Here is a 13943-nt window from a genome sequence, read left to right on the forward strand (position 1 = left end):
TCATCACCACACCTTCGCCAGCGTGATGCCGACGGTGCGGCCGGCCGCTGCGACGCCCATATCGGTGCCGCTATAGCTGAAATAGTTCTTCAGGTAGCGCTCGTCCGTCAGGTTCTTGGCCCACAGGCTGGCGCTCCAGCCGTCCTTCTCGATGCCGATATGGGCGTCGACCAGGTGGCTCGGGTCCTGCCGGTACTTGTTGTCGGACGTGAAGGCGTAGGAACTGCGGAACGTGTAGTCGATGCCGGCCTTCAGTGTGGCGCCGGCTTCGAGCTCGCGGGCGAAATTCACGCCGGCGCTGAAACTGTGGCGCGGTGCGAAGGGCAGGTCGTTGCCGCTATAGTCCGCACCCATCACGGTATCGACGAATTCGTCGTAGCGGGCATGGGTATAGCCGTAGCCACCGCGCAGGCCGATCTCTTCGGTCAACTGCGCCGTCGCCTCGATCTCGAAACCCTTCGATGTTGCGGCGGCTGCGTTGCGATAGACGCGCGTAAACGGCGTCGTGTAGATGACCGCCTGCTGGTCCTTCCAATCGATGTAGAACAGCGATGCCGCCAACGTGAACCGGCCGTCGTCAGACGTCGCCTTGGTGCCGAGTTCGTAGGACATGGTGGTTTCGGGATCGTAGCGGTTCGCCGAGCCGTCTTCCTCGATATAGGGGCTGACGCCGCCCGACTTGTAGCCGCGGCTGATCTTGGCGTAGGCGATGTTGCCTTCCGAGACGTGGTAGGTGATGGCCGCTTCCGGCGAGAAGTTGGAGAAGGAGACGTCGCCTTCCGCCCGGCCCGGCGTGCCGAACATGAAGCTGCCGCTCGGCGAGGAAATCTCGCTCGTCGTCGACTTGCGGTCATAGGTGTAGCGCCCGCCGGCCGAGAGTTCCCATTGCGGCGTCACAAAATAGCTCGCCTCGCCGAAGACGGAGAACGTGTCGGCCGATTGCTCGAAGACGTCGCGGCTCCAGACGTTGCGCGGGAAGGAGACGAGATCGAAAAACTGCGTGCCTTCGAAACGCTCGTGCATGTAGAACAGCCCGCCGCTCCAGCGGAAGACGTCGTCGTCGAGCGATGAGAGACGCAGTTCCTGGCTGAACTGGCGTTGGGTCTCCTCCTGCGCCTGGCCGATATAGGGCGTGGCGGTGAAATCGCCGTCGAGATAGCTGCTCATCTCATGGCCGCGGAAGGCCGTTACCGAGGTCAGGCGCACGGTCTCGAAGTCATGGTCGATGCGCACCGAGACGCCGCCGCTGTCGACGCTGTTTTCCGGCTCGAAATCATGTGTCGCCTTATGGTCGAAGGCGAGCGGAAGGGGCGCATACCAGAGCCCGCCATCGCTGCGGTCGCGGGTAAAATCGCCGATGATTTTCACGCGGGTGCCGTCGCCCACTTCGCCGGTCGCCACAACGCGACCTCCGAACACGTCGGTATCGCTGACGTCATCGCCGTTGACGAGGTTTTCGATGTAACCGCGATTGCCGCTCCAGGCGGCGGAGGTGCGCACGGACCAGCCGGTGCCCTCGATCGGCGTTTCGAAGGCAGCCTTGAAGCGGCTGTCGAGATCGGTGCCGATCGTCGCGGAGAATTCGCCGCCGGCCGTGTCGCCGGGCTCGCGCGAGATGAGGTTCACCGCGCCGCCGATCGTGTTCTTGCCGTAGAGGGTGGCCTGCGAGCCGCGCACGACCTCGACGCGCTCCAGGTCTTCCAGGATGAAGGGATAGCCCATCGGTCGGGCGATGTAGACGTCGTCGAGGAACATGCCGACGGCCGGCTGACGATCGACGCCGCCGGAAATGCCGAGCGAGGTGACGCCGCGGATGCTGACCGGGCCGCCCTGGCCGTTGAACAGCACGTTCGGTGTCTTGAAGGCTACGTCTTCCATCGTGTCCGTCCGGCCCTTGCCAAGGTCTTCGCCGGCAATGGCGGTGACGGCGACGGGCGCGTTCTGGATTTTTTCCTCACGACGGCGGGCAGTTACGACGATCTGTTCAAGCACCGTCGCACCTTCAGCGGATTGCTCCTGCGCCGAGAGCCGGGCGGCATCGAAGAGAACGAAGCCCGCGGTCGCGAGGATGGTGGCGGTGCGCAAGGCGGCGTGGCGTTTTTGATTCATGACGAATTCCCTCAGCTTTGCGTGGGTCTTCGCATGCGGCCTGCCGGGGGCACAATCTGGCGCACGTTCGGGATTGCGCCAAAGGTGTTCGGGAACCGGACTACGTGCGCGCCCGGCCCGTGATGGTGGTGGGCGCCATGCCGAAGCGGCGGCGGAATTCGGTGGCGAAATGCTGCGGCTGGTAGCCTACCTGCCGCGCGACGTGCGCAATCGAGGTCTCGCCGCCTTCGAGCAGCAGCCGCGCGGCATCGAGCCGGCTCGTCTTGACGAAACCATAGACGGTGCTGCCGAACAGTGCCTGGAAGCCCGCGCCGAGCTTCTTGGCATTCGTGCCCACCCGGCGGGCGAGCTCGGGCACGCTCGGCGGCGCGGCGAGCTCCGCAAGCAGGATGCTGCGCGCCTCGTGCAGCCGGGCGATGTCGCGCGCCGGCCAATTGGCCGCGCCGCCATGGTCGCGCACGGTCGCGTCGTCGAGAATATGCGCCACCATCTCCATGGCCTTGCCGGTCATGTAGAGGCGCCGGGCCGGGCCTTGCAGCGGGCAGCCGAGCATCTGCCAGGCGATCATGCGTGCCGCCTCCGGCAGGGCCAGGCGCGGGTCGGGCGTCTTGCGGGCGATCAGCGACAGCATATCGCCCCCCACCAGCGGTTCGGCCATCTCCTCCTCGATCTGCACGAAGACCGCTGCGACGCCGCCGTCGCGCAGCACAACATGGCGCGTATGCACATGCTCGCTCGCGGAAAAGATCGTACCGCCGCCGCTCTGCCAGAGATGCGAGCCGAACCCCTCCTGCTCCACCGAGAGGCTGCCTTCCAGCAGCGTGCCGATCCAGTGGCCGGGCGGCGTCACGCTTTCCCAGACCATCTCCCGGCGCACGGGCGAGGTTTCCAGAAAGATGTTGAGGCCGCAGGCGCGGATGATCTCCACGATAGTCTCCGGGGGAGAGGGTCTTTTCGTGGGAGACGATCACAATATATGAGTTTATTAGTCAAGTTAAATCGTCATATCTGTGCCCTTATGGACCGATGTCGAGCGGCGGTGCCGCCAGCCGGCGCGTGGTCCATCGAATGAAGGGCCGCGACAGCATGATCGGCAGCAACCAGGACTGCACGCGCATGCCGAACGTGCTCTGCGGGATGTAATGGCCGCCGATCTTGCGGGAGACCGCCTGCATCCGCGTCACCAGCGGACGCATGCGCGCCTCATAGCTGTCGAGCGCTTCCGCGTATCTCTTCTGCGCCAGTTCCGCCGCGAGGATATAGGCGCCGGCCATGGCGGTGGAGGTGCCTTGTCCGGCGAGGAAGGTCAGGCACCAGGCGGAATCGCCGAGAAGGGCCACGCGACCTTTCGCCCATTTCGGCACCTCGATCTGCGAGACGGTGTCGAAGAAGGCCTGGTCCCAGTCGATCGCGGAGGTGAGGGCGGAGGCGACCGGCTCCGGCCAGGCGCCGAACTTTTCCATCAGCACCGCCCGCCGGGCCGCCGGGTCGAGCCGGTCGGTGCGTTCGTCGCGCCAGCAGAACAGTGTCGCCGCCGTGCCGTCGCCGACCGCGTAGAGGCCGCCCTGGTGGTCGACATCCATCATGCCGACGAAGCTTGCGCCGAGCGGCTTTGCCAGCGGCACGCGCCAGGCGCTCGCGCGATAGCCGAGCGGGCGGAGAAAATCCTCGTGCGGCCCGAAGGCCATCGCCCGCACGCTGCTGCGATAGCCGTCCGCCCCGACGACGAGGTCGAAACGGTCGCGGCTGCCATCGGAAAAGCTGACGTCCACGCCCGATCCGTCGTCGACGAGCGCGGTCGCGGTCGTCTCGTAGCGGATCGGACATTTTCCTGCGACCGCGTCGGTGAGGATCGCCTGGAAATCGCTGCGCATGATGGCGAGAAGGCGCCCCTCGGCCGCCCTCGCCAGCGTGCGGTAGTCGTAGGAGAAGAGTTTTCTGCCGCGCCGGTCGAGATGGTGCGCTGCGCCGAGCGGCATGGCCTTGGCGCGGAACGCCTCCACCAGGCCGAGCCGGTCGGCGACCAGCCAGCCGTTGATGTGCAGGCCGATGGAATAGCCTCCGGTGCGCCCGCGCGCGGCCTTTTCCACCACGACCGGCTCGATTCCGTGCCGCAGCAGGCAGGCGGCGAAGGTCAGGCCCGCAGGGCCGCCCCCGACGATGAGGATGCGCATGACCGTCTCCTCAGAACGTCACGTTGATGCGGCCGCCGATCGTGCGGCCCTGACCGAGCTGGTAGACGTTGCCGTATTCAGGTCCGGCATTGAAGCCGTAGGTCGTGTAGGTCTTGTCGAAGACATTGGTCACGAAGGCTTCGGCCGCGATCTTGTCGTCGAGCTGCCATTTCACGCCGAGGTCGACCAATGCATAGCCCTTCTGGCCGATCGTGTCAGTCTCGTCGAAATAGTGCTCGCTGACATAGGTGAGACCGGCATAGGGGATCAGCGCGCCGCGGCCGTTCTCCAGGTCGAAACGATAGTCGAGCATCAGGTTCGCTGTGAACTCAGGCGCATAAGGCACTGTATTACCGGTGAAATCAATGCCGGGCGTGACCGGATTCCTGTAGTCGGTGAAGCGCGTGTGGTTGTAGGCGAGGCCGGCGGTGATGCCGAATTCGTCGGTCGGCTTGGCGCGCACCTTCAGGTTCACGCCCTTCGCCGTTACCTCGCCGACATTCTGGAGATATTGCAGCGGCTGCACGCCGACGAACATCTGGTAGTCCTTGGTGACGTTGTAATAGGCGGAAAGCTGGGCCTCCAGCGTGCCCGCCTCGTCGCGGTACTTGAGGCCGACTTCGCCGTTGTAGGTGTGCTGCGGATCGTAGGTGAAGGCGATGTTGGCGGGCGTCACGTTGCGCGTGAAGCCGCCGGCCTTGAAGCCGGTGCTGAACAGGCCGTAGACGCGCCATTCGTCGGAAAGGCCGTAACTCACACCGAGCTTCGGCGAGAGTGCGGTGAAGGAATTGTCGTCGTTGAGCGCGACGCCGCCCTGCGCTTCCGCTGCCGCGCGCTCGTAATCGAGGCGCAGGCCCGGGGAGATGTCGAGCCGGTCGGTGGCATGCCACGTCACATCGCCGAAAAGCGCATAGGAATCGATCTTCTGGCGCGAGACCTGGCCGGCGACCGGCACGGTGCGGGTGAAGTCGAGATGCTGGTAGTAGAGGCCGGCGACATAGTCGATCGCGCTGCCCTGGTCGGGGTTGGAGGCGATGCGCAGTTCCTGGCTCAGCGTCCACTGTTTTTCCGGCGTATAGGTGCCGAAGACGGTGCGGTCGAGATCGCTCTTCTGGTAGCCGGTCAGCGCGGTGATGGTGGCGAAGCCGAGATCATAGGACGCGTTGATGCCGGCATTCCAGGTGTCGAGGTCGTATTCAGACGGGATCGGCAGCGCGATGCGATCGTCCAGCATCGATTCCATGACGAAATGCTCTTCCGTCGAGGAGACGCGGCCGCGGCCGGCGCTCACCATCACATCCCACGGGCTATCCTCCGGCGCATAGCGCAGGCGGACCTGGCCATAGACGTCGTCCGTGCCGCCGACATCCTCGCCGAGCATGGTCGTGTAGCTGTCCTTGCCGTGCAGCAGGGAGAGGTTCGCATCGCCGAAAAGCACGCCGTCGATCAGCGGCGTGTTGGCGAAGACCGTGGCGCCTGCACCTTCATTGGTGATGTTGCCGTCGAAGCCGAAGCGCAGCTCGTCGTCGGGCTTGCGGGTGACGATGTTGATGACGCCGCCGATCGCGCCGCGGCCGTAAAGCGTGCCCTGCGGTCCGTAGAGCAGTTCGGCGCTTTCGAGGCTGCCGGGCAGTGCGCGCGTCAGGTTGAAACTGTCCTGCGGCAGGCCGTCGACATAGACCTGCGTGCTGGGATTGTAGAAATCGAGCGAGGCCTGGCCGCGGATGGTGAAGTTGGCATAGGTGCGGCTGGAGCGCGAGCGGATGTTGACGTCGGGGAAGATGCGGTCGAGATCAGCGACGGTGTCGATGTCGCGCGTCTGCAACTCTTCCGCCGTGGCGACGTCGGCTGCGGAGGGCAGCAGGAAATAATCCTCGCTGCGCTTGGTAGCCGTGATGATGATCGGCTCCAGCGTCATCGCCTCGGCGGCGGCGTCCTGCGCGCTCGCGCCTTGCGGCGAGAGGCTGATGGGGAGGCTAAGAAGGGAGACGCCGGACAAGCGGTGACGCATCATGATTCCAATACCTTTTCTGGGACTGTCGGACGCCGGCCCTGTGCCGGGTCGGCGAGCATGCGGGGTGCGATGAGGATGGCGGCGAGGATGAAGCCGGCCGACACGCAGAAGAGCCAGCCGTAGCCGAAAGACTTGCCGAGCACGCCGGCGATGGAGGATGCGGCGATCGCCAGGATGGCATCGATGCTCTGGAGAGCGGCGAAATCCGTCGCCGTCTGGTCCGGGTTGCACCAGTTCATCATCGCTGCGTAGAGCGCGACGAAGGAGAAGGCGACCGCGCCCACCTGGAGCAGGAGAATGCCGACAGCGACCGTGGGCGAGACCGAGCCTGCGAATTCCACGGCGGCGAGCGCCGCAAGCAGCAGGGCGTTGAGAAGAGCCGCAATGACGATCGACCGGACGATGCCGGCGGCCTGCACGACAAGCGCACCCAGCGACGCTGCGGCGAGGCCGGCGACCGCGCCGCCCGCGCCACGCAGGAGGCCGATCGTGTCGAGGGCGATGCCCTTGTCGACGAGGTAGGGGCCGGTGAGCGAGGAGCCCATGCGAAGGCCGACCTGGTAGACGACGAGGAAAACGAGGCCGCGCATAAGTGTGCGGTTCTTGATCGTCATGCCGAGGCCGATGCGCCGGCCGGTCGCTACGACCGTCGCCCGCGGGCCGGCGAGGCCGCCGGACAGGAAGACCGGGACGGTGAGCAGGCAGACGAAGCCCGCCATCGAGGCCATGGAAACGGCCCAGCCGGCATGTTGGTAGACGACGAGCCAGAGGCCGCCGCCGATCAGGAAACCGAGATAGGCGCCGGCCGTCGACGCGCCGCTTGCAAGACCGCGGCTATCTTCGTCCGACGCGCGGACGGCAAGCGAATCGGTCGCCACATCCTGCGTGGCGGCGAAGATGCCCATGACGAGCAACACGCAAGCGAGCGCTGCCATGTGGGTCTGCGGCGGCAGCGCGGTTGCGGCCAGGAAGCAGAGGATGATGCCGAGCTGGCACAGCAATATCCATGTCCGCTCGCTGAGGAACCGGTCGATGAGCGGCGCCCATAGAAACTTCAGCGCCCAGGGCAGGAACAGCACGGCGAGATAGCCGATCTGGTCGAGCGGCATGCCGGCATCGCGCAGCACGACGGGAAGTGCCGTCTGCACCATACTGCCGGTGACGGACTGTGCGGCATAGAGGCCGGCAAGCAGGCCGAGCACGGTCCAGCTGGTGGATCGGGCGGCGATATTCGTAAAAGCAGTCGACATTGCCCCTCGCAACGGGTTTCCTGATCTCAGTAGGCTGTCGCAGAAAACTTGACTATTGTAATCAGGTTCACCGATATTGCGATCGGGTCCATTATTTTGGTGGCACAGATGAATCTGAGAGTGGAACAGCGCGCGCTTGCGCAATCGGACCAGGACGACGTGGTCGTGCTTGGCCCGAGCCCGGCCGATGCCAGTTTCTCCGCGGCGTCGACAGACGGCGCCTACAAGATCCTCGGCGTGCGGCCGGGGCTGACGATTTCCGTCTTCGACATGGTTGTTGGCGCCGACTTCGTCGGCCGCTTCGCGACGGAGCCTTGCGTGGCGATCGATTTCCTGTTCGAGGCGTCAGGGCAGGGCTGGTTGCTCGACAAGGATGCCGAGCAGCGGCTCTCCGCCATTCCCTATCGGCCGGGTCGCATCTACATCATGGCCGCACCCACCGGCGCGGTCGGGTTCTACGATGTGCCGATCGGCACGCGCTTCAAGGGCATGGATATCCGTGTCGATATCGCGCTCTGGCAGAAACTCGGCGCCGGTGATGTGCTGGTGGGGCTCGACGAGCACCACGCGCTGCACATGGCATCCGGCAACGGCACCTGGGTCGGCGTGCTGCCGGTGCCGCCCGATCTTCTCGCCGTCGCCCGCGCGCTGTTCGACAGCGCCATGGTGGAAAGCGACGACCTTGCCTTCGAGGCGCGCGCGCTCGATATCATCAATGCCTCGATTGTCGCCATGCGCCGCACGCAGCCGGCCCAGACAATCCCACCGCGTGACCGCCGGCCGCTCCAGCGCGCCCGCGATCTGTTGATCGCCGAACTCGCCCGCCCCTGGACGCTCGACGACCTCGCCCGCGAGGTGGGCCTGACGCAGAAGCGCCTGAAATCCGGCTTTAAAAGCCTGTATGGGTTCGCCGTCTACGCCTTCCTCAAGGAACAGCGTCTGCTGGAGGCGCGCCGCCTGATCGAGGGCGGCGCGATGAATATCACCCAGGCGGCGATCGCCGTCGGCTACAGCAATCCCAGCCACTTCTCGCAGCTTTACCTGCGCCGTTTCGGCATGCAGCCGTCGAGGGCGCTGGCGTCACGGTCCGCGGAAGGCGAGCCGTGACGGGGAGCATTACGCCTTCAGGAAGGGGGCGCTTTCCCTAAGGTGGATGACCGTCGGGCCGTCCGCGGCGAAGGCGGCTTTGACGGCGGCTTCCAGGTCCTCGAAGCTCGTCGGCTCGGCGGTGCGGCACCCATAGGCTTCGGCCAGTTTGACGAAATCCGGATTGTGCTGGTTGACGCCGATGGTCGGGATGTCGCGCGCGATCATGCCGTCGCGGATCTGGGCGAGGCTGTCATTGTTCCACAGGATGATGGCGAGCGGCAGCTTGTTTTCCACCGCCGTGCCGAGTTCCTGGAGCGTGAACTGGAAACCGCCATCGCCGACGATGACGGCCACGGGCGTCTCGGGGCTGGCGATCTTGCCGCCGATGGCCGCCGGCAGGGCATATCCGAGCGTGCCGAAGCCGGCTGGAAAATGCCAGGTGCGCGGCAGGGCACTGCGGTAGAAGGCGTAGCCGGTATAGGCGAGCTGCGTCATGTCGGTATAGACGACGCCGTCGTCGGGGATGGCGTTGCGCAGGCTGTCGAGCACGCGGACGTGTTTCTGTTCGAGCGGCGTCAGCCCGTCGCGCTCGGTGGCGCGCAGTTCGGCGATGGCATTGCTGTCCTTGAAGCCGGTGGCAGGCGAGACTTTCTCCGCGATCGCCGCGACCGCCAGTTTCGAATCCGCCTCCATGGCGACGTCCACGTCGTAGTCGCGCACCAGCGTTGCGGGGTCGATATCGATGCGGATGATTTTGCCGTCCATCGGCAGCGGGCCATCGAGCCAGATGTCCGGTTCGGCAAGCTCGGTGCCGATCAGCAGCACCGCGTCGGCCTCGCGCACGAAATCCTGCGTGGCGCCGCGGTCGACCGTCACTTCCAGGGCGAGCGGATGGTCGTCGGGCAGGATGCCCTTGGCGGCGATGGTCGGCACCACGGCCGCGCCGATCTTTTCGGCCAAAGCGCGGACTTCGGCGGTTGCGGAAACCGCGCCACCGCCAGCGAGAATGACAGCCCGCTTTGCGGCGTTGAGAATGGCGGCAGCCGCCTCCACCTGCGCGGCATCGGGCGCGCGGCGCCGTGCAGTGGTGCGACGGGTGGCCGGCTTGTCGTCCGGCGCCTTGAAGACGTCGAGCGGGATGGAGACATGCACCGGGCGCGGGCGGCCGCTTTCGAAGAGGGCGAAAGCGCGGGCGATGTATTCGCGCACCTGGTCGGGGCTCGTCGCGGTCTCGGAGAAGGCAGTGAGGGGACGCGTGACGGCGGACTGGTCGGTGATCTCGTGCAGCATGCCGCGACCCATGCCGAGATCCTTGTTGGCGGCGACGGAGGTGATGACCAGCATCGGCACGCTGTCGGAATAGGCCTGGCCGATCGGGGTCGCCGCATTGGTGACGCCGGGGCCGGAAATCAGCACGCAGACGCCGGGCTTGCCCGACATGCGGGCATAACCGTCGGCCATGAAGCCGGCGCCCTGTTCATGGCGCACGCCGATATGGCGGATGCCGGCGGCATCCATGCCGCGATAGGCTTCGAGCGTGTGCACGCCCGGCATGCCGAAGACGGTGTCGACGCCATAGGCCTTCAGGATCTGCATCAGGCGGCTGCCGCAGGAAATGGTCTCGTTCATGATGAAATTCCGTTCGATTTTCAGGGTTTTGCGGCGTCTTCGAGGCCCGTCCAGATGGAGCCGTATTCATCGGCGACCACCATCAGGCTCGCGCCGAGTTCCTTTGCGAAGGCGCGCTCGGCGCGCGACCAGGCAGGCATGATCCAGGGTTTCCCAGCTTTTTCAGCCGCTTGCGCGATCTTTTTAAGGTCTGCCTTGTCCGCATCGGTGTTGCGATACGCTCCGCGGCCGGAATCGAGCGAGAGGTCGCTCGGGCCGACGAAGAGGCCATCGACGGTCTGCAGCGCAAGGATCGCCTCGACATCCTTGAGGGCAGCGGCGGACTCGATCATCGGATAGCAGCGTGTCTTGGCATTCTCCGTGTCGTAATATTCCGGCTTCACGCCGCCGTAGCGAGCGGGGCGGGTGCCGGAGAAGCTGCGCGTGCCGAGCGTCGGGTATTTGGCCGAGGCGGTGACGCCGCGCGCGTGTTCGACATCGCCGATATGGGGGATGATCACGCTGTCGGCGCCCATGTCCAACGCCTGCTGGATCGGGATCGCCTCCGGCCCCAGCACCTTGGCATGCATGGTCATGCCGAGCGCCTTGCCGAGGGCGAGGATGCGGTCCAGTGCTTCGAGGTCGAACAGGCCGTGTTCGATGTCGAGCACGATATGGCGATAGCCGATATCATGGGCGATCTCGATCATCGCCTGGTGCGGGGTCGAGAGCCAGACGGCGAGATTGTCGAGCGTGTCAGCCATGGGCGGCTCCATCCTTCTTCTGCCGGTCGGCGATCATGCCGGCAATATCGACCAGTTCCTGCAATGTGGCGCCGGCATTGATGCGCGCCACCCAGCTTCCTTCATCTTCCTGGTCGGCGAGCGCGATGTCGGCGATGCCGGCCACCTGGTCCGGCGGCAGCACCAGGATGCCGCAGTCGTCGGCAAGGATCGCGTCACCCGGATTGACGGTGACGCCGCCGCAGGAAACGGGAATGTTGTAGCCGCCGCCGAGATTGAGCAGCTTCGTGGTGATCGGCGAGACGCCGCGCGCCCATGTCGGCACGCCGGCCTCGCGGATAGCAGCCGGGTCGGTGATCATGCCGTCGACGATGACGGCGGCGAGCTTACGCTCCTTCGCGACGGCGGCCATGAAGCCGCCCCAGGCGGCGTGGCGCTCGTCGCCCGCCCGGTCGATCACCAGGATGTCGCCGGGGCGCACCCGGTCCATCGCGTGATAGAGCAGGGTGGAATCCGGGCCGGGGATCGACACGGTCTGCGCGGTGCCGGCCACCCGCACGCCATCGATCAGCGGGCGCAGGTCATTGCGCATGAAACGGTCGTGCAGGTAGTGGCCGACGGTTGCGGCCTCGACGCGGGCGAAGCGGGCGAGAAGGCCGGCGTCGAGCTGCGGCGCAGGGTCGGCGATCCGGTAGGATTTGATCGACATGATGAAAGAAGATCCTATTGCGTGAGGAGTCTGATGGCGGAGGGGGCGCAGGCGAGCGTGGCCGGCGCGCCGGGTTGCGGCATCGGCCGGTCGCCGTTGCGCACGCGGGCATGAAGGCGGGTGCCGTCGGCGAGCACGAGCGCGTAGACGGTGTCGGTGCCGATATAGACGGCCTCGCCGAGCGCGCCGGAAAAGCGGACCGACCCGCCGGCCTCGCCCTCGACGAAATGCAGCGCCTCCGGCCGGATGGCGAGTGTGCACGCATCGCCGGGCTGCAAGGGCAGGGTGCAGGGGAAATCGATCCGGCTGCCGACGGCCTCCAGAGTGAACTGGTCGCCGGTGCGGGCGGCGACGCGCGCCTCGATCAGGTTCATGTCGCCGATGAAGCCGGCGGTGAAGCGGTTGGCCGGGCGCTCGTAAATCTCGACCGGACCGCCGACCTGCTGGACGACGCCGTTGTTCATCACGGCGATACGGTCCGACATGGTCAGCGCTTCTTCCTGGTCATGGGTGACGAAGATGAAGGTGATGCCGAGGCGGCGCTGCATCTCCTTCACCTCCATCTGCATCTCGCGGCGCAGTTTCAGGTCGAGCGCGCCGAAGGGTTCATCGAGGAGGAGCACGGAGGGGCGGTTGATCAACGCGCGGGCAAGCGCGATACGCTGTTGCTGGCCGCCGGAAAGGGCTGAGGGCTTGCGGTCGATGGCATGGGTCATGTGCACGCTGTCGAGCGCGGCTTTTACGCGATCGCGGATCTCGTCCTTCGCGACACCTTTTACCGAAAGGCCGAATCCGACATTCTCGCCGACGTTCAGATGCGGGAAGAGCGCATAGCTCTGGAACACGGTGTTGACGTTGCGCTGGTGTGCCGGCACGCCGGTCACGTCGCGGCCGTCGAGCAGCAGCCGGCCGGAGGTCGGCTCCTCGAAGCCGGCGATCATGCGCAATGTCGTCGTCTTGCCGCAGCCCGACGGGCCGAGGAAGGTGAAGAATTCGCCCGCCTTTATCGTCAGATTCAGGCGGTCGACGGCATAGGCCGTCTCGGCTCCGGTGCCGAAGGCCTTGCGGATATCGATCAGTTCGATGGCAGCACGGCTCACGCCGGCCGGCTCTGTCGTGATGTCAGGCGGCATATCGTTCTGGAACTCGCTCAGGGAAAGGGGCGGCCGGCAACCCGGCCGCCGATGGTCCGGGCCGCCGTTACTGGGCGGTCTTCACCTTGGTCCAGCCATCCTGGTAGAGTTTTGTGGCGTCGCCGACGTCAAGGATGAAGTCGGCCTTCATCAGCTTGTCTTCCGGCGGATAGATGGCGGCGTTTCCTGCTGTTTCCTTCGGCAGCAGCGCCTTGGCCTTGTCGATGACGGTTGCCGATTTCGAGAGATCCGCCGCCTTGGCGGCAACGTCCGGCCGCATGATGTAGTCGATGAACTTGTAGGCTTCCTCGACATTCTTGGCCGATGTCGGAATGGCGAAACCGTCGATCCACATCGAGCCGCCTTCATCCGGGATGACGTACTTCACCTTCGGATTGCTCACCATCACCTGCGCGATGGAACCGTTCCAGCCCTGCACGATGCAGGCTTCGCCCGAGGCGAGCAGGTCGCCGTAATTGGTGCTGTTGTAACCGCCAAGCACCTTCTTCTGCTCGATGAGGGACTGGGTCGCCTTTTCGATTTCCTCCGGCTTGGTGGTGCCGGCATCGAAGCCGTTGACCTGAAGGCCGGCAATGTAGGCTGCCAGCATGTTGTCGAGCATGTAGATGCGGCCTTCATACTGCGGGTCCCACAGCGCCTTCCAGCTCGTCGGCGGCGTCTTCACGCAGTCCTCGTTATAGGCGAAACCGGTGGTGCCCCAGATATAGGGCACCGACCATTTCTGGCCGGGATCGTAGGAAACCTCCTTGAAGGGTGCGCCGAGATTGCCGATGTTCGGGATCTTGGCGTGGTCCAGTTCCTGCAACAGGCCCTGCTTGGCGAGCACCTGCACGGTGTACTGGCTGGGCTCGATGAGGTCATAGCCGCTGGCGCCGGCCGACAGTTTCGCCATCATCGTCTCGTTGGAATCATAGGTGTCGAAGGTCACGGTGATGCCGGTCTCCTTCGCGAAGTCGTCGACGATCTCCTGCGGCACTTCGCCGGACCAGGCGTAGATATTGAGTTCGGCGGCCGAAGCGCCGGACGCGATGGCGACCAGGCTGACCGATGCAAAAAGCGTTCTCCAGTTTTTCATTGCGTATTCCCCATTTCT

General features: G+C 65.3%; 11 protein-coding genes. 1 reads left to right on the top strand and 10 read right to left on the bottom strand.

Going from position 1 to position 13943, the window contains the following annotated elements; all coding sequences use genetic code 11:
* Window positions 1-3: 3 nt before the first annotated feature.
* The 5 genes from AC1RWL_RS05680 to AC1RWL_RS05700 form a co-directional block, all read right to left on the bottom strand.
* The gene (locus AC1RWL_RS05680; RefSeq protein WP_493092857.1) at window positions 4-2109 is read right to left on the bottom strand and encodes a TonB-dependent receptor; all 2106 of its coding nucleotides are present in this window, start codon (window positions 2107-2109) and stop codon (window positions 4-6) included.
* A 100-nt stretch (window positions 2110-2209) separates the two neighbouring features.
* On the bottom strand, window positions 2210-3037 hold the full coding sequence (locus tag AC1RWL_RS05685; protein ID WP_493092856.1) for a helix-turn-helix transcriptional regulator: 828 nt from the start codon (window positions 3035-3037) through the stop codon (window positions 2210-2212).
* 88 nt (window positions 3038-3125) lie between these two features.
* Complete coding sequence (locus AC1RWL_RS05690) at window positions 3126-4283, bottom strand: FAD-dependent monooxygenase (RefSeq protein ID WP_493092855.1); 1158 nt, start codon at window positions 4281-4283, stop codon at window positions 3126-3128.
* 10 nt (window positions 4284-4293) lie between these two features.
* The gene (locus AC1RWL_RS05695; RefSeq protein WP_493158251.1) at window positions 4294-6294 is read right to left on the bottom strand and encodes a TonB-dependent receptor; all 2001 of its coding nucleotides are present in this window, start codon (window positions 6292-6294) and stop codon (window positions 4294-4296) included.
* Window positions 6294-7547 carry an MFS transporter gene (locus AC1RWL_RS05700; protein ID WP_493092852.1) on the bottom strand — a complete coding sequence of 418 codons (1254 nt, stop codon included), beginning with the start codon at window positions 7545-7547 and terminating at the stop codon, window positions 6294-6296. The genes AC1RWL_RS05695 and AC1RWL_RS05700 overlap by 1 nt, the downstream gene beginning before the upstream one ends.
* A gap of 108 nt (window positions 7548-7655) precedes the next feature.
* On the opposite strand from AC1RWL_RS05700, the gene AC1RWL_RS05705 reads away from it, so the two are divergent.
* Window positions 7656-8654: a helix-turn-helix transcriptional regulator gene (locus tag AC1RWL_RS05705; protein WP_493092851.1), complete on the top strand. Its 999-nt coding sequence runs from the start codon at window positions 7656-7658 to the stop codon at window positions 8652-8654.
* Between the two features lie 9 nt (window positions 8655-8663).
* On the opposite strand, the gene AC1RWL_RS05710 is transcribed toward AC1RWL_RS05705, so the two are convergent.
* The 5 genes from AC1RWL_RS05710 to AC1RWL_RS05730 form a co-directional block, all read right to left on the bottom strand.
* On the bottom strand, window positions 8664-10265 hold the full coding sequence (locus AC1RWL_RS05710) for a 5-guanidino-2-oxopentanoate decarboxylase (protein ID WP_493092850.1): 1602 nt from the start codon (window positions 10263-10265) through the stop codon (window positions 8664-8666).
* A gap of 20 nt (window positions 10266-10285) precedes the next feature.
* The gene (locus AC1RWL_RS05715) at window positions 10286-11008 is read right to left on the bottom strand and encodes an HpcH/HpaI aldolase family protein (RefSeq protein ID WP_493092849.1); all 723 of its coding nucleotides are present in this window, start codon (window positions 11006-11008) and stop codon (window positions 10286-10288) included.
* Window positions 11001-11696, bottom strand: coding sequence for an RraA family protein (locus tag AC1RWL_RS05720; RefSeq protein WP_256114489.1), 696 nt, complete (start codon window positions 11694-11696; stop codon window positions 11001-11003). The genes AC1RWL_RS05715 and AC1RWL_RS05720 overlap by 8 nt, the downstream gene beginning before the upstream one ends.
* A 14-nt stretch (window positions 11697-11710) precedes the next feature.
* Entirely contained in the window at window positions 11711-12796 is a 1086-nt protein-coding gene (locus AC1RWL_RS05725; RefSeq protein WP_493092848.1) for an ABC transporter ATP-binding protein, read from the bottom strand.
* Between the two features lie 100 nt (window positions 12797-12896).
* Window positions 12897-13925: an ABC transporter substrate-binding protein gene (locus tag AC1RWL_RS05730; RefSeq protein WP_439615130.1), complete on the bottom strand. Its 1029-nt coding sequence runs from the start codon at window positions 13923-13925 to the stop codon at window positions 12897-12899.
* Between the last annotated feature and the right edge of the window lie 18 nt (window positions 13926-13943).

The organism is Shinella sp. GW821-FHT10F02 (assembly GCF_058809275.1).